Origin of the sequence: Sphingopyxis sp. C-1 (assembly GCF_001047015.1) — a bacterium.
Taxonomy (GTDB): domain Bacteria; phylum Pseudomonadota; class Alphaproteobacteria; order Sphingomonadales; family Sphingomonadaceae; genus Sphingopyxis.
The window spans coordinates 255,036-270,224 of sequence record NZ_BBRO01000002.1; the positions used below are offsets into that span (position 1 = coordinate 255,036).

12 protein-coding genes are annotated in these 15,189 nt (G+C 66.0%); 8 read left to right on the forward strand and 4 right to left on the reverse strand.

What is annotated here, in order from left to right; all coding sequences use genetic code 11:
* Positions 1-23: 23 nt before the first annotated feature.
* Both SC1_RS15785 and SC1_RS15790 read right to left on the reverse strand, forming a co-directional pair.
* Positions 24-1,283 carry a sugar MFS transporter gene (locus tag SC1_RS15785; RefSeq protein ID WP_062184777.1) on the reverse strand — a complete coding sequence of 420 codons (1,260 nt, stop codon included), beginning with the start codon at positions 1,281-1,283 and terminating at the stop codon, positions 24-26.
* On the reverse strand, positions 1,280-2,107 hold the full coding sequence (locus tag SC1_RS15790; protein ID WP_062184780.1) for a class I mannose-6-phosphate isomerase: 828 nt from the start codon (positions 2,105-2,107) through the stop codon (positions 1,280-1,282). Before SC1_RS15790 ends, SC1_RS15785 begins: the two co-directional genes overlap by 4 nt.
* A 177-nt stretch (positions 2,108-2,284) precedes the next feature.
* Between SC1_RS15790 and SC1_RS15795 the strand changes: the two genes are divergently transcribed.
* On the forward strand, positions 2,285-3,655 hold the full coding sequence (locus tag SC1_RS15795) for a sugar porter family MFS transporter (protein WP_062184783.1): 1,371 nt from the start codon (positions 2,285-2,287) through the stop codon (positions 3,653-3,655).
* Positions 3,656-3,659: 4 nt separating this feature from the next.
* On the opposite strand, the gene SC1_RS15800 is transcribed toward SC1_RS15795, so the two are convergent.
* Complete coding sequence (locus tag SC1_RS15800; RefSeq protein ID WP_062184786.1) at positions 3,660-4,901, reverse strand: ROK family transcriptional regulator; 1,242 nt, start codon at positions 4,899-4,901, stop codon at positions 3,660-3,662.
* A 227-nt stretch (positions 4,902-5,128) separates the two neighbouring features.
* Here SC1_RS15800 and SC1_RS15805 point away from each other — a divergent pair, with 227 nt between their 5' ends.
* On the forward strand, positions 5,129-6,541 hold the full coding sequence (locus SC1_RS15805; protein WP_062184789.1) for an MFS transporter: 1,413 nt from the start codon (positions 5,129-5,131) through the stop codon (positions 6,539-6,541).
* A gap of 16 nt (positions 6,542-6,557) precedes the next feature.
* On the opposite strand, the gene SC1_RS15810 is transcribed toward SC1_RS15805, so the two are convergent.
* Positions 6,558-8,201: an amidohydrolase family protein gene (locus SC1_RS15810; protein WP_370568751.1), complete on the reverse strand. Its 1,644-nt coding sequence runs from the start codon at positions 8,199-8,201 to the stop codon at positions 6,558-6,560.
* A 182-nt stretch (positions 8,202-8,383) separates the two neighbouring features.
* Here SC1_RS15810 and SC1_RS15815 point away from each other — a divergent pair, with 182 nt between their 5' ends.
* From SC1_RS15815 to SC1_RS15840, 6 genes are all read left to right on the forward strand, one after another.
* Positions 8,384-9,268: a LysR family transcriptional regulator gene (locus tag SC1_RS15815; RefSeq protein ID WP_062184794.1), complete on the forward strand. Its 885-nt coding sequence runs from the start codon at positions 8,384-8,386 to the stop codon at positions 9,266-9,268.
* 96 nt (positions 9,269-9,364) lie between these two features.
* On the forward strand, positions 9,365-10,399 hold the full coding sequence (dgcN, locus tag SC1_RS15820) for an N-acetyltransferase DgcN (protein ID WP_062184797.1): 1,035 nt from the start codon (positions 9,365-9,367) through the stop codon (positions 10,397-10,399).
* Between the two features lie 10 nt (positions 10,400-10,409).
* Positions 10,410-11,402 carry an N-acetyl-D-Glu racemase DgcA gene (gene dgcA / locus SC1_RS15825; RefSeq protein ID WP_062184800.1) on the forward strand — a complete coding sequence of 331 codons (993 nt, stop codon included), beginning with the start codon at positions 10,410-10,412 and terminating at the stop codon, positions 11,400-11,402.
* Between the two features lie 23 nt (positions 11,403-11,425).
* The gene (locus SC1_RS15830; protein ID WP_062184803.1) at positions 11,426-12,664 is read left to right on the forward strand and encodes a dicarboxylate/amino acid:cation symporter; all 1,239 of its coding nucleotides are present in this window, start codon (positions 11,426-11,428) and stop codon (positions 12,662-12,664) included.
* Entirely contained in the window at positions 12,661-14,169 is a 1,509-nt protein-coding gene (locus SC1_RS15835) for a permease (RefSeq protein ID WP_238586748.1), read from the forward strand. Before SC1_RS15830 ends, SC1_RS15835 begins: the two co-directional genes overlap by 4 nt.
* Positions 14,166-15,188: a serine hydrolase gene (locus SC1_RS15840; protein ID WP_062184805.1), complete on the forward strand. Its 1,023-nt coding sequence runs from the start codon at positions 14,166-14,168 to the stop codon at positions 15,186-15,188. Before SC1_RS15835 ends, SC1_RS15840 begins: the two co-directional genes overlap by 4 nt.
* Position 15,189: the final 1 nt, after the last annotated feature.

A 15,189-nucleotide genomic window follows, 5' to 3' on the forward strand; every position in this document is an offset into this window, starting at 1 on the left:
GAATATTTTCGTTGATTGCTTGGTCAGTGCGGCGAACTTGCGATGGCTTGCGCGCGCGCCGGCACCCGCGCCGCGCGCCAGCCGAACAGCGCGATGACGAGGTAACAGGCCATCGGCACCAGAAAGGCGAGGAAGCGGCTGCCGCTAGCGTCGGCGACCCCAGCGAAGACAAGCGGGACGAGCGCGCCCCCGACGATCGCCATGCACAGCAGCCCGGAGGTCGCCGACGCGGGCGCGGTCGACCGCTCGATGGTCAGCGAAAAGATCACCGGGAACATGATCGAGTTGAACAGCCCGACCGAGATGGCGAGGACGCCCGCCGCCGGACCGCTGATCTGGCTGATCGTCAGGCAGAGCAGCGCCGCGGCGACGGCCGCCACCGCAAGCAGCGGTCCGGCCGGGAGTCGGTAGAGCAGCCCCGAGCCGACAAAGCGCCCGATCATCGCGCCGAGCCAATAGAGGCTGACGAGGCTGCCCGCTTGCACCGCGCTGATCGCGAACACATCGGGCTGTTCAAGGAAATTGACCATCGCGCTGCCGATCGCGACCTCGGCGCCGACATAGAGGAAGATCGAGAGCGCCCCGGCGAGCGCCCAGGGCGAGGCGAAGGCGCTCGACACGCGCGCGCCCGTTTCGACCGGCGGCGCCGCGGCGGTGATCTCGTGGCGGACACGGTAGAGGAACATTGCGAGCACTGCGATGACCGCCGCGATGAAGATATAGGCGACGTCGATCCGGCCGAGCGAATAGGCGATCTTCGCCTCGGTCACCTGGCCGGCTTCGAAGAGCCCGCCCTGCAGCAACGTGCGAGCGGCAAGATAGGGCGCAATCACCGTGCCGAGCGAATTGAACGCCTGGCTCAGGACCAACCGGAAATGCGAGCGGTCGGGGCGGCCGAGCGATGCCGACAGCGGATTCGCCGCAACCTGCAGCAGCGTGATCCCCGACGCGATGACGAACAGACCGACGAGCACGATCGCATATTCGCGCACGATGGTCGCAAACGGCATGATCAGGCAGCCGACGATCATCGTCGCGAGCGCCGCGACGATCGAATTGGCGGCGCCGAGGCGTCCCATGATCGCCGCAGCGGGTAGCGAGACGACGCCATAGGCCATGAAGAAGGCGAATTGCGTAAGGAAGCTTTCGGTATCGCTGAGCGCGAAGATCGCCTTCACCGCCGGGATCAATATATCGTTGACCGCGGTCACCGCTCCCCAGACGAAGAAGAGCATCGTGACATAGGCGAAGGTCCAGGCGGTGCCCGAGCGGCCAGCGGTCATGCGAGCCTCCCCTCGCCGGGGTAGGCGAGCAACAGGTCGGCCCCGGTCTCGGCATCAATCCGAACCGAACCGGTGAGCGACCAGCATTCGCCCGCCGCCAAAGAGGCGCCATCGACGGTACCCTGGCCCGAAACCGGGATCAGCCATGCCGTGACGCTATCCGGGAGGTCGATCGCGCGCGTGCCGCCTGCCAGCCGTTCGAGGACGAATTTGGGCCCGTCGACGAGGATATTGCGGTCGTCGGCGACGCGGCCAGGCGAGGGATATGCGGCATAGGGCTGCGGATCGGACACCGCGATGCCGTCCTCCAGATGCAGTTCGCGAGGGCGCCCATAGTCATAGAGGCGGTATGTCGTCTCGCTGTTCTGCTGCACTTCGATCAGCGTCAGTCCGGCGCCGATCGCATGCACCGTGCCCGACGGGACGTAGAAGAAATCGCCTGCCTTTACGGGCTTCCAGTCGAGCAATTGCTCGATGCGGCCGTCGAGCGCGGCGTCGCGCAGCACGCCCGCATCGACCGGTGCCTTCGTTCCGAGCGCGATGGTGGCTTCGGGCGCAGCATCGAGGATCAGCCAGCATTCGTCCTTGCCGCGCGGCAGTCCGCGCGCATGCGCCTGCGCGTCGTCGGGATGGACCTGCACCGACAGTTTTTCACTGGTGAAGAGATATTTGATCAGGAGGTCGGGCGTGCTGTCGCCGGGCGCCTGGAACCATATCTCGCCGACCGGTTCACCGCCCGCGGGCGGATCGCGAAACGACCCCCAAAGCTGGTGGCGCCCCCAGGGCTTCTCCACGCGATGGGTCGCAAGCAATGTCGCCGGCACGAGTCTCTCCCTGTTTCCCAGCCGCCGTTCCGGGTCTGGTTTCTTGAAAACTGCCCCGGCCGACTGCTCCTCGTCAAGATAATAATGAAAATTAATTTATTTGATCGAAATCGCCTTTGTGGCATGTCCGCAGGCAATCAGGACGAGCGCCGACGCTCGATCCGTTGGAGAGAGTGGATGACAGGCAAGCGCGACAGCGAAGCATTTTCTGTACCCGGTGTACCGCACCGTTCGGGAGGCCGCGGCACCCTCGCCGCCGCGATCGGGACGGCAGCCCTCGCGGGCCTCCTCTTCGGGTTCGATACCGCGGTCATTGCCGGGGTGACGGGTGACCTGACCCACCTGTTCGCGCTCACGCCCGAAACGCGTGGCATTACCGTATCGGCGGCACTTTGGGGCACGCTGGTCGGGGCGCTGTTCGCGGGCAAACCCGGCGACGCCTTTGGGAGTCGCGACAGCCTGCGGATGCTCGCCGCCTTTTATTTCATCGCGGGGCTGGGTTGCGCACTGGCGCCAAGCTGGCCGCTGTTCCTGATCTTCCGATTCCTGTGCGGGCTCGCAATCGGCGGTTCGTCAGTGCTCGCCCCCGTCTATATCGCCGAGATCGCGCCACCGCGGCACCGCGGATCGCTCGTCGGCCTGTTCCAGCTAATGATCGTTACCGGCATTCTCGTCGCCTATCTGAGCAACGCAACGATCGCGGGACTGGTCGGTGACGAAGCCGCGTGGCGGTGGAAGCTGGGCGTCACCGCCGCTCCTGCCCTGCTCTTCTTCACCCTGCTGTTCGCAATCCCCAACAGCCCGCGCTGGCTCGTCACAAAGGGGCGCCGGCCCGAAGCGGGGGTCGCCCTCATACGGATCGGCACGCCCCCCGATGCAGCCGAGGCCGAGCTCCGCCGCGTCGAACAGGCGCTAGAACGCGACCCGCCGGGTGAAAAGCTGTCGTGGCGCCACCATCGCCGGCCGATGATGCTCGCAGTCCTCGTCGCGATGTTCAACCAGCTCGCGGGCATCAACGCCGTTCTCTATTATCTGAACGACATCTTCGCGCGCGCCGGTTCGCTTTCGCCCGACCGTCAGGCGGTGCTGATCGGCATCGCCAACCTCGTGTTCACACTCGTCGGCATGGCGTTGATCGACAGGATCGGACGCAAGACGCTGTTGCTCGCGGGCGCCGCCGGCATGACCCTGTGCCTCGCCGCCGCTGCGGCCGTCCTGTTCGGCTGGGTCGGAAACGGGATGATGCTGCCCGCGCTTATCGGCTTCATCGCCTTCTTCGCGACCAGCCAGGGGGCGGTCATCTGGGTCTATATCTCGGAAATATTCCCGACCCCCGTCCGCGCGCGGGGCAGCGCGCTCGGCGCAAGCACGCATTGGCTGATGAATGCGCTGATCGCGGGTATCTTCCCGATATTGGTGGCCTGGTCGCCCGGGGCGCCGTTCGCGATCTTCGCCGCCGCGATGATCGTCCAGTTCATCGTCGTCGCCGCAATCTTCCCCGAAACACGGGGCGTCGACCTCGACGAAATGGCCCAGCGGATCGAGTAGAGGCTCAGCGCCCCGCCTGCATCAAGATCGATTCGGATGGCAGGACATTGTCGAGGAACGGAATGATCGCAGCGCCGATCGCCGACGCATCGTCGGCCGCCTCGGCGCGGCGCACGGGCGCGACCACGGGAAGCTGGCGCCCCGCCATCCGCGCATTGAGCCGCTCGACGAGGGCATCGACCAATTTGCCCGGAAGGCGTCCGCCGATGAGGATCGCGGCTGGATTGATCAGGCAATTGACCGCGATCAGCGGCTGAACCAGCACGTCCGCGGCATCGTCGAGCCATTGTACGATCACCGCCTGCTGATCCGCCGGGCCGTCGATCAGCCCTTCGGGACCATCGACGACATGTCCGGCGGTTTCCAGTCGCGCATAAAGCGCCGACAGCGACACCGTATCCTGCACATTCGCGCCCTCGCCGCGCGCGGGATCGGGCATCGCCCAGACCTCGCCCGACCGCGAATCGGCACCGCGGACATAGCTGCGGTCGATGACGAGCCCCCCGCCGAGACCCGCACTGATGAGTAGATAAAAGAAGCTCGGCAGCGCGATACCGTTGCCCAAATGCACTTCGCCGAGCGCCGCCGACGCGGCGTCATTGTCAGCGTGGAGCGGCCAAGGGAGCACTTCGCCGAGCAGAGCGCCCAGATCGATACCGTCCCACGCGTCATATTCGGCCGGCCGGTGCGGCAAAGAGATTCGCCCGAGATCGTCGGGCAGCGCGACGCCAACGCCGAGGATGCGCGTCCGATCGACGCCGCCCTCTTCGAGCAACCCGGGCAGGATATCGCGGACATGATCGACGACCGTTCCGGGCAGCGCAAAGGCGATCTCGCGCGTATGTCGGCTGCGAATCTTGCCCGCGAGGTCGAGCGTCACCAGCGTGATATGGTCGCGGTCGATATTGAGGCCGATCGAAAAGGCGCCGTCGGGATCGATGACGATCCGCATCGCGGGCTGGCCGCGCTTGCCCTGCAGCCGCCCTGCCGGCTTGACGAGCCCCATGTCGATCAGCCGCTTGGTGATGTTGACGATCGTCGGCGGCGTAAGCCCGGTTACGCGCGCCAGATCGCTGCGCGTCGTTTCGTCGGTCAGGCGGATGGCCTGCAGCACGATCCGCTGATTATAATCGCCGGCGCGCTCAAGATTTGTACCCGACAGGCTGAGCGTCAGCCGGGCATCGCGCGCCTCGGAACCACTTTTTGTCGATTGCCGCCGGTCAAGACCCGGAAGATTAAGGGCCATCGCTGATTGTCCTTCAAGCTGGTCCGAATGCCCGGCGCCCCCCGCCAAACAGATTCGATCATAAAGTATAGGCGCTTTAATAATTCGATTTTAGATAAAGCGGAGCACTGCCCTCCTGTCAATGACGGGCGGTGCAGATCATTGGCCGCGCACATCTTTTATCGCTTGATCTCAACCAGAGTTGAGGTTGCAGAGGGCGTGCAACACCGATTTTCGCTGGAGTGAGCATGGATAGTCAAACCCCCGCCGGCCGCCTTGCCGTATGGCGCGATCTGCTTTCGGGCGGGCGTGGCCCCGCGCTCGCGCTGATCCTGCTCGGCTGCTGGGTTGTGGCGGCCGATTCGCTGGTGACCGCGACGATCATGCCGAGTGTCGGCGCAGCGCTCGACGGCTATGCCTGGTTCGGCTGGGCGGGATCGGGCTTCATGACCGGACTTGTTGTCGCGGGCGCGTCGGCGGGATGGCTGGCCGAGCGTATCGGCCTGCGCGCAGCGATGATCCTTTCCGGCATCACCTTCGCGCTGGGTTGCGCGATGAGCGCCGCAGCGCCCGGAATCGCCCTGTTCCTCGCGGGCCGTGTGGTGCAGGGCGCGGCGGCGGGCTGGATCGGCGGGCTGATCTATGTCGCCATGGCGCTGCTGTTTCCCGGCCGCCATCTGCCGCGGGTCTTCGCGCTGTGCACTGCGACCTGGGGGATCGCCACGCTGGCCGGCCCGCTGCTTGGCGGCGTTTTCGCCGACGCGGGCCTTTGGCGCGGCATATTCTGGCTGTTCGCGGCGCAAGCGATCCTGTTTGCCGTGGCGAGCTGGTTCCTCGTTCCACCCCCCACCGATCGCCGCACCGACAGCGCGCTGCCGCTCTCGACCATGTCGCTCGTCGCACTCGGCATCGGCGCCGTCGCGACCGCGGGCGTAACGGGGGGGCTGTTCGTCCCGGCGCTCCTGTTGACCGGGGGCGTGCTCCTGCTCGGGGCAGCGTTCGCTATCGATCGCACCAGCGATAACGGGCTGCTTCCGCGCCGCAAAAATGCCTTCCCGCTGGGCGTCGCCTATCTGACCTATTTCGCCACCACTGCGGCAGGCACCGCTTTCGCGCTCTATGCACCCGCCATGTTGCAGATCAGCGCAAAGCTGAGCGCACTGGAGGCGGGTTATGTCGTCGCGATCGAAGCACTGGCCTGGACGCTGGCGTCACTCTCCGTATCGGGCGCGCCGGCGCGCTGGCAGGCGCGGCTGATCGTGATCGGGGCAGCCGCGATCCTTGCGGGCAATATCGGAATTCCCCTGTCGATGGCACGCGAAAGCCTGTTCGCCACGGGCGTCTTCGCGGCGATGCTCGGCGGCGGCTTCGGCATTTCATACGCGTTTCTGGGCCAGCAGGTCATCGGATCGTTCGACGACGCATCGCGAACGCGCGGCTCGGCCGCGATCGGTACCGCGCGCAATGCGGGTGGAGCGATCGGTGCGGCGATCGCCGGAGTGGGCGCGAATGCTGCGGGCTTTGGCGAAGGGCTCAGCAGCGCCAACCTCTCGGCCGTCGCCTGGGGCGCGATCGGGATCGGCATCCCCTTTGCGCTGGCCGGACTGATCGGCGCGATCCGGCTTGCCCGGCCCCCAACGCCCTTGCCCGCCCCGGCCTGATGAAAGTCGCCGAAATTCAACCCGGATGCGCGGCACATCCAGTCGGCCGCGCACGCAGCAGGGCACGGCCCACGGCGACACCGGTCGTCCGCCCGTCATCGACCGCCAGCGCGCCGTTGACGAATAATTTGCTGACACCGACGCTCAATTCGCGCGGGCGCACATAATCGGCGCGCGGCGCATATTGGTCGGGGTCAAAGACGAGCACATCGGCGAAATAGCCGGGACGCAGATAGCCCCGCCGGTCGAGCTTGTAGATGTCGGCGGTGCGCCCTGTCGACTGGCGGATGAAAGTCCCGAGGTCGATGACCTTCCGTTCACGGACATAGCGGACATATTTTTCGGGAAAGGTCGCGAACATGCGGGGATGGCCGTCCGATCCGTCGGACGATGTCACCATCCACGGCTGCTTCATCAACAGGTCGACGTCGGCCTGCGCCATGTTGAACGAGGCGACCGCAGCGCCGCCGCCTGTCCGCCGCTGATCGTCGGACTCGATACTTTGCCGGATGATGCGCAACGCCGCGTCGCGGCTGTCCATCTTCCATGCCTCCGCAACCTCGGCGAGCGTCTGTCCGGTCCAGGGAAAGCCCTGTGCAATGAGCAGTAGTGCACCCGCCCCGCCGCGCCGACGCAGATTCTCCTGCATCTCGCCGCGAATCCGTTCCAGCGTCGCAGGATCATCGAGCCGCCTCAACAAGGCAGGTCCACCGCCATCGACCGCCCAGCGCGGCAGCAGCGACGCGTCGAGGCTGGACCCCGACGCCAGCCATGGATATTGATCGGCCGTCACATCCACGCCTGCCTTGCGGGCGGCGTCGATCGCTGCGATCACCGCGCCAGCCTGTCCGTGGACGTCGACGCCGAGCGCCTTAAGATGCGCAAAATGGACGGGCATTCCTGCGTGTCGCCCGATGCCGATCGCCTCCTGCACCGATCCGAGCAGGCCGATGCTATAGCTCGATTCATCGCGCTGATGCGTGTCATAGATGCCGCCGCGGCTCGCCGCCTCGCGCGCAACCGCCACGACCTCTTCGGTCTTGGCAAAGCTTTGCGGTGCGTAGAAGAGACCGGTGGAAAGCCCGACGGCGCCCTCGCACATCCCCTTTGCCACCAGCGCCTTCATCCGGTCGAGTTCCCCAGGGCTCGGCGCACGTGCATCCTGACCGAGCACACGCTGCCGAACCGGGCCGAATCCGACGAAGGGAACGATATTAGTGCCGATTCCCGACGCCGCCAGCTTGCCGCTATCCTCGGCAACATCGGGGGTACCCGACCCGTCGACCCCAATCATCACGGTGGTGACGCCCTGAGCCAGCCACGCCGCGTTGACGCGCACGGCCTTGTCGGGCGAGCGGATGAAGCTGTCGGCATGGGTGTGCGGATCGATGAAGCCGGGGGCGACAATCAGGCCCTTCGCATCGATGATCCTGGGCGCCGAATAGCGGCCCGACTTGCCGACATAGACGATCTGGTCACCGCGAATGGCGACATCGCCGACAAAGGCTTTGCCCTCACCCCCGTCATAGATCGTGCCGCCGCGGATGATCACGTCGACCGTCTGGTCCGCCTTTGCGGCCGCGCCCGAAACACAGAGAAGCGCCGCAACCGCCGAGAGCGAGCCGATCGTCCGGCGGACGGATGGTGAAGCAAACGACATCGGCATGACCTTTTCGCGGGAACGACCGGCGACGAGATGTCCCCAATAAGCGTCGGACGTCCAGAGTGCGTTGTTGCACCCCCTATAACCCGATGGCATATAGATCGAAGCCGTCGCAAATCCTTGGCGGAAACAATGGGGTATTCGATACTCCTCCACCGCAGCCTTGGGGCCATGACGCGATGAACCTGCGCCAGATCGAGATATTCCACGCGGTCTTCCTGCACGGCACCGTCAGCGCCGCCGCGCGGTCGCTCAACGTGTCCCAGCCGTCGGTGACGAAGGTGCTGCGCCATGCCGAACGCTCGATCGGATTGACGTTGTTCGAACGGTCAAAAGGGCGGCTGATCCCGACGCAGGATGCGCACACGCTGTTCGCCGAAGTGTCCGATATTCAGGACAGGGTACGATCGCTGCGGCAGGCGTGCCAGAATTTGCGGCACGGGCGCGGCGGGCTGCTCCGCATCTCGGCGCTTCCCTCGCTCGGTCTCGGCGCGGTGCCCGAGGCGGTGTCACGCTTCCTTGGCGACCATGATGACATCATGTTCGACCTCCAGACGCTCCATCACGATGAAATGGTGCGCAAGCTTTACGAGCATGAAACCGACATCGCGATCAGCTTCGAGGTGCCGTTGTCCGCGCCTGTCGCGCATCAGGTGATCGGCGAGGGCGAGTTGGTCGTCATCTACCGCGAGGAGGATCTGCCCGGCGCGCCGCCGAGGCTGCACCTCGACGAGCTGTGCGGACATAAGTTCATCAGCCCGGTCCAGGGCGGTCCGATCGGGCGGATGCTGTCGAGCGAACTCAGCCGGCTCGAGGTCGAACTCGACGAGGTGGTTTCCGCACGCACCTATTATGTCGCTGCGGCGCTGGTGAATGCCGGGGTCGGCATGGCCATCGTCGACAATTTTACCGCGCAGGCCGCGCTGCCACCCGGCCTTTCGAGCCGGCCGCTACAGCCCGCGATCACCTTCGACATCAATGCCGTCTATTTGCAGAACCGGCCCCCGTCGAAAACGGCATCGGCATTCCTCGCGGTGCTTGCGACCGTGCTCGAGGCGTTATAGCATCAGGCTATAGGATATGAGGCGCTAGATATTGGGGCGCCGCCGCTGCCGGGGGTAGGATCGGCTTTTCCATCGTTACGCAGGTTGCCCTGACCCATGATCGAAACGCCTTATCTTCTTTATCTCGGTCACTCGACCGACCCCGCCGACATCAAGACCTCGCGCGGGCTCGCGGTGTTCCGGCCCGACATTTGCGTCGGCGAATATCGCCATGACGACTGCCCGCTGACCCTGAACCTGCCGCGCATGGATTTTGCCGAAGCGCATGCGACCGGTGCGCGCACGCTGGTGCTGGGCATTGCAAATGCCGGCGGCAAAATGGGCGAGCCGCTGATCCTCGACGCGCTCGCCGCGATGGAGGCGGGGCTCGACATCGCATCGGGGCTGCACCAGCGACTGAACGCCCATCCGCGGCTGGCCGAAGCCGCCGCGCGACTCGGCCGCAAGCTCCACGACGTGCGCGACCCGCGGCCCGACATTCCGATCGGCAATGGCAAGAAGCGCGCTGGCAAGCGGTTGCTGACCGTCGGCACAGATTGTTCGGTCGGCAAGATGTACACCACGCTCTGCCTCGCCAGCGCGCTCGAAAAGCGCGGGGTTGCGGCTGATTTCCGTGCCACCGGGCAGACGGGCATCCTGATCGCGGGCGACGGCGTGCCGCTCGACGCCGTGGTCGCAGACTTCATCTCGGGCGCAATCGAACAGGTTTCGCCGGCGCGCGATGACGACGGCTGGGACCTGATCGAGGGACAGGGCTCGCTCTATCACCCCTCTTTCGCCGGCGTGTCGACGGGGCTGCTGCACGGCGCGCAGCCCGACGCGATCGTCCTCTGCCACGATCCGGTGCGCCCGCACATGCGCGGCCTGCCCCACTATCCGCTGCCCGGCATCGCCGATACGCTGGAGGCCAATCTGCGTGCGGCACGGCTGACCAATGCCGATGTGCGGGTGGTCGGCATCGCGCTCAACACCTCGGCGATGCCCGAGGATGAGGCGCGGGCGCTGTGCGCAAAGACCGAGGCCGAGTTCGGGCTGCCGACGAGCGACCCCTATCGCTTCGGGGTCGAGACGATCCTCGACCGGCTGCTCGGGGTCGAGGTCGCCGCGCCCGGCGTCGCCGAAACCGCCTGACGCACCCTCGATGCACCGCACCCTGACCGTCGTCGGCGAGACATTTCCGCTGCACACGCCCTTTCGCATCTCGCGCGGGGTGAGGACCGCCGCAGAGGTAGTGACCGTCGCCATCGCGCAGGACGGCATCACCGGTCGCGGCGAATGCGTCCCCTACCCGCGCTATGGCGAGAATGCCGAGAGCACCGCGCTCGCGATCGAGGCCGTGCGCGGCGCGATCGAGCAGGGCGCTGGGCGGCAGGAGGCGATGCAATTGATGCCTGCGGGCGCCGCGCGCAACGCGGTCGACTGCGCGCTGTGGGATCTAGAACTGCGGTTGGCGAACAGCGACATCGCGACATCGCTGGGCCTAGAAAAGCCGCTCCGCCCGATCGTCACCGCGATGACGGTCAGCCTGGATGCGCCCGACCGTATGGCCGCAGCGGCAGCGGCGCTCGCCGACGCGCCGCTGCTGAAGATCAAGGTCGACCGCAACGATCCCGCCGCCGCGCTCAGAGCTGTCCGCGCAGCGGCGCCGAAGCCCAAAATGATCGTCGATCCCAACGAAAGCTGGACGATCGCCGAGGTGCGCGACTTGCAGGGGCTGATGACCGATCTGCGCATCGACCTGCTCGAACAGCCGCTCCCCGCCGACGCCGACGCCGACCTTGTCGGTTTCCGGTCGGCAATCTCCATCGCAGCCGATGAGGCGGTGCATGTCGCGGCCGATCTCGAGGCGTTGCCCGACGGCTATGATGTGGTGAATATCAAGCTCGACAAGACCGGCGGGCTGACCGCCGCACTGGAACTGGCGGAAGCGGCGCGGGCGCGCGGATTGGGCGTGATGACCGGTTGCATGATCTGTTCGTCATTGTCGATCGCCCCTGCATGGGCCATTGCGGCGCAGAGCAGCTTCGTCGACCTTGACGGGCCGCTGTGGCTTGCAGAGGATCGCGTGGACGGTGTCAGCGCGGCGAACGGTATCATGGCGCCGCCAAAGCCCGGCTTCTGGGGCGGCATGTGATACGATAAAGATATAGGGGGCGGATGACAGACTTGCTTCGTCGCTGGTTCGCCGTGCCGCTGTGGCAACGCGTATTGGGCGCGATGGTCGTCGGCGTGCTGCTGGGACTTTTGTGGCCTGCCGCGACCGGCGCGATCGCCTTCATCGGCGAATTGTTCGTGCGCGTGATCCGGATGCTCGTCGTCCCGATCGTCTTCATCAGCATTGCATCGGGCGTTACCGCGCTCGCCGACCCGCGCAAGCTGGGCTCGGTCGGCGCGCGGACGGTCGGGCTGTTCGCCGCAACCACCTTTTGCGCGGTGTCGATCGGCATGATCGTCGGCCTGCTGCTCGAACCCGGACAGGGCGCCGCGCTCGGCAACGCCGTCCCCCACGCGCTGGGCGAGGCCAAGTCGCTGCACGACCAGTTGATCGGCATCGTGCCGGTCAATATCGTGCAGGCGCTGGTCGAGGGCGACATGCTCGCGATCATCTTCTTTTCCATCCTCTTCGGCTTCGGCGTCATCCTTGCGGGCGAGGCGGGGCGGCCGATGGCCGATCTGCTGCAATCGGCGGGGCAAGTGCTGTTCCAGTTGGTGCGCATCGTCATGGAGATCACCCCTTTTGGCGTGCTCGCACTGATCGCAAAGGCGGTCGCCGATAATGGCGTCGCGGTGTTCGCCAACATCGGCTGGCTGGCGGTCGGGGTCGCAGTCGGCGTGATCCTGCAGATATTGATCGTCCATCTGCCACTGATCGCCTTAGTCGCGCGGCGGCCCGTCCTCCGCTTCTATCGCACCATCGTCGACGCGTTGGCGGTCGCTTTTTCGACCGCATCCTCGGCCGCCACCCTGCCCGTCGCACTGCGCATCGCGCTGGAAGATCTGCGGATAGCGCCCGGGGTCGCCAAGACCGTGCTGCCGATCGGCGCGAGCATCGGCAAGGATGGCACCGCCATGTATGTCGGACTGCTCAGCATCTTTGCATTGCAGGCGGTCGGCGTCGAACCCGACCTGTCGATGCTGGCGATCGTTCTGCTCACCGGCGCGCTCGCCGCCTTTGGCACTGCGCCGATCCCGTCGGCGTCGCTGTTCATGCTTGCGGCGGTCCTCTCCGCCGTCGGCGTGTCGGCCGAACAGACCGCGCTGGTCGTCGGCTTCGTCCTGCCCTTTGACCGGCTGCTGGACATGACGCGTACCGTCGCAAGCGCGAGCGCGAACCTGACGGTCACAAGCGTCGTCGCGCGCTGGGAAAATGCGGTCGAGCCGGAGGGCAAGGCGTGACGGCGGCGGCGGCGGAAGCTGTGGCGGGCGTCCTCGCGGGCGACTTGCCCGCCAAGCCGTCGGCACGTCGCCTGCTCGGTCTATATCTGTTGCTCGGCTTTTCGGCGGGGCTGCCCTTTTACATGTTCAACGCGGTGCTGACGCTGCGCCTGTCGCGGCACGGCGTCGACATCGTGATCATCGGCTTCTTCGCGTGGATCGCGTTGCTGCCGACGTTCAAATTCGCCTGGGCGCCGCTGATCGAGCGATACGATATCCCGGGCTTTTCGCGCTTTTGGGGGCGGCGGCGCGGATGGATCATGCTGTCGCAGCTCGGCATCTTCCTGTCGATGATCGCGATGGCGTTCACGTCGAGCGACAAGAGCCTGCCGCTTACCGCCCTGTTCGCGATCCTGCTCGCCTTCTGGACGACAACGCTCGAGGTCGCCGCCGACGGCTGGCGCATCGAGCTTGCGCCGACGCAGACCGAACAGGCGCCGATCGTCGCCGCCAACCTGTGGGGATATCGCAGCGCGATGGTCGCGGCGGGCAGCGGCGCGATATTGGTTGCGGCCTGGGCGGACTGGACCTGGGCCTATCTGGTCATTGCGGTTGCCGCCTTCCTGCCCTTCCCCATCCTCGCGGCGATGCGGCCCGAACACGAAGGCACCGAGGGCCGCATGCAGTCGCTGGTTGCTGGCGCGCTCGCCAGCCTGCTCATTCTGCTTGCCGCCACTCTCGTCACCACCGGCATCGGGTGGGCGCTACTTTCGGCCGCACAGGGCGTCGGCATTTCGGCCAGGACCAATGTCACGCCTGTCGTTCTGGCGATCGCGCTGTTGCCCTTCGTCGCGCTGGCGCTCGCGCTACCCCGCATTCGCCGCCTGCCCGCCGAAGCGCTGGACTCCGTGTCGACCTTCGCCGCGCCCTATGTCGAGCTGTTCTGGCGGTATGGGACGCCCGTGCTCGCCGTCCTTGCCTTTGTGTCGCTCTATCGCATGGGTGACGTGCTCACGCTGACGCTTTCGCACCCGCTGTGGAACGACAAGGGTTACAGCCTGCACCAGATCGGCGTTGCTGACGGCGTCGTTGCCTTGTCGGCGAGCATGGCCGGTGTTGCGCTCGGCGGCTTTCTGTCGACACGAATGTCGCTCGGCTGGACGCTGGGGATCGGCGCGGTGACCGCGGCGGCGGGCAACTGGATCTATGTCTGGCTGTGGCACAGCGATCCTTCGGCCTTTGTCCTCTATTCGTCGGTCGCGATCGATCAGTTCGGCAACGGCTATGCGGGTGCGGTCTTCGTCGTTTATCTCTCGATGCTCGTAAGCCCGAAATATCCGGGCGCCCAATATGCGCTGCTGTCGGGCTTCGCCTTTCTGCTGCCACGCCTGCTTGCTGGTGCATCGGGGTCGATGCAAACGCAGATCGGCTATGATGGTTTCTTCCTGCTGTCCGGGGCGTTGAGTTTCGCGGCGATCTTTTTGCTGCCCGTCATCGTGCGCGTAAAAGGACGCGTTCGCGCATGACGATCGAGGCCGTCTGCGAACAGGGCTTCGCGCCTGCACTCGAAGCCGTCGAAGGCGGCCGCATTCCCGGCGCCGCGCTCGGTCTGGTCGGCGCCGATGGCGAGACGGCGGTGCGCCTTGCCGGAAATGCTGCCATCGTCCCCGAATGCGAAGCGCTGACGCGCGATCACTGGTTCGACCTTGCGTCGCTCAGCAAGGTGATCGCGACCACCACGATGATCCTGACGCTCGCCGAACAGGGGCGCCTCGACCTCGACCGGCCGCTGACCGACGCGATACCGGACCTGCGCCAATATGACGTCGCCGGCGCTGCGGAGAGACGGCTGACCTTTCGCGACTGCCTGATGCACCGCAGCTTTCTGCCTGCGGTTGAACCCATCTATACCTATGGCGATGATCCGGCGCGGCTGCGTGCGTTTGTCCTGCAGCGCGAATGGCGGCACGGCCCGCCGGTCTATTCGGACATCAACTTCATCCTGCTCGGCATCGCGATCGAGCGCATCACCGGGGCACCGCTGTCCGACTGGCCACTCGGTGAGGGACTGGGGTTCGGTCCGCCGCCCGGCCCCGCGGTCGCGACCGAGGATTGCAGCTGGCGCGGGCGCGTGATGAAGGGCGAGGTCCACGACGAAAACGCATTCGCGCTCGGCGGTGCGCCGGGTCACGCAGGGCTGTTCGGCACCATCGACGGCGTGCTGAGCTTTGCGCGCGCAATGCTCGATGGCTCGATGCTTTCTCCAGCGATGCTGGCAGAGGTGCGCACGGCGAACGACCGCCACCGCACGTGCGGCTGGGAACGCGCTTTCGCCGGATGGCACGGCGGCGATGCCTGTTCGGCCGACACGATCGGCCACACCGGCTTCACCGGTACTGGCCTGTGGATCGATTTCGAGCGCGGGCTCGGTTGGGCCCTGCTTACCAATCGGGTCCACCCGACCCGCCACGCCGACAGCGGCATCGTGGCGCTGCGCCCCGCGGTGGGCGAGCGCGTCATTTCAGCCTGGGACAAACGGACATAAT

Excerpts from the sequence above, each read along its gene's own strand:
- SC1_RS15785 (WP_062184777.1), bottom strand. The coding sequence starts at position 1,283 with ATGACCGCTGGCCGCTCGGGCACCGCCTGGACCTTCGCCTATGTCACG.
- SC1_RS15815 (WP_062184794.1), top strand. The coding sequence starts at position 8,384 with ATGAACCTGCGCCAGATCGAGATATTCCACGCGGTCTTCCTGCACGGC.
- dgcA (WP_062184800.1), top strand. The coding sequence starts at position 10,410 with ATGCACCGCACCCTGACCGTCGTCGGCGAGACATTTCCGCTGCACACG.
- SC1_RS15840 (WP_062184805.1), top strand. The coding sequence starts at position 14,166 with ATGACGATCGAGGCCGTCTGCGAACAGGGCTTCGCGCCTGCACTCGAA.
- SC1_RS15795 (WP_062184783.1), top strand. The coding sequence starts at position 2,285 with ATGACAGGCAAGCGCGACAGCGAAGCATTTTCTGTACCCGGTGTACCG.
- SC1_RS15800 (WP_062184786.1), bottom strand. The coding sequence starts at position 4,901 with ATGGCCCTTAATCTTCCGGGTCTTGACCGGCGGCAATCGACAAAAAGT.
- dgcN (WP_062184797.1), top strand. The coding sequence starts at position 9,365 with ATGATCGAAACGCCTTATCTTCTTTATCTCGGTCACTCGACCGACCCC.
- SC1_RS15810 (WP_370568751.1), bottom strand. The coding sequence starts at position 8,201 with ATGTCGTTTGCTTCACCATCCGTCCGCCGGACGATCGGCTCGCTCTCG.
- SC1_RS15805 (WP_062184789.1), top strand. The coding sequence starts at position 5,129 with ATGGATAGTCAAACCCCCGCCGGCCGCCTTGCCGTATGGCGCGATCTG.
- SC1_RS15830 (WP_062184803.1), top strand. The coding sequence starts at position 11,426 with ATGACAGACTTGCTTCGTCGCTGGTTCGCCGTGCCGCTGTGGCAACGC.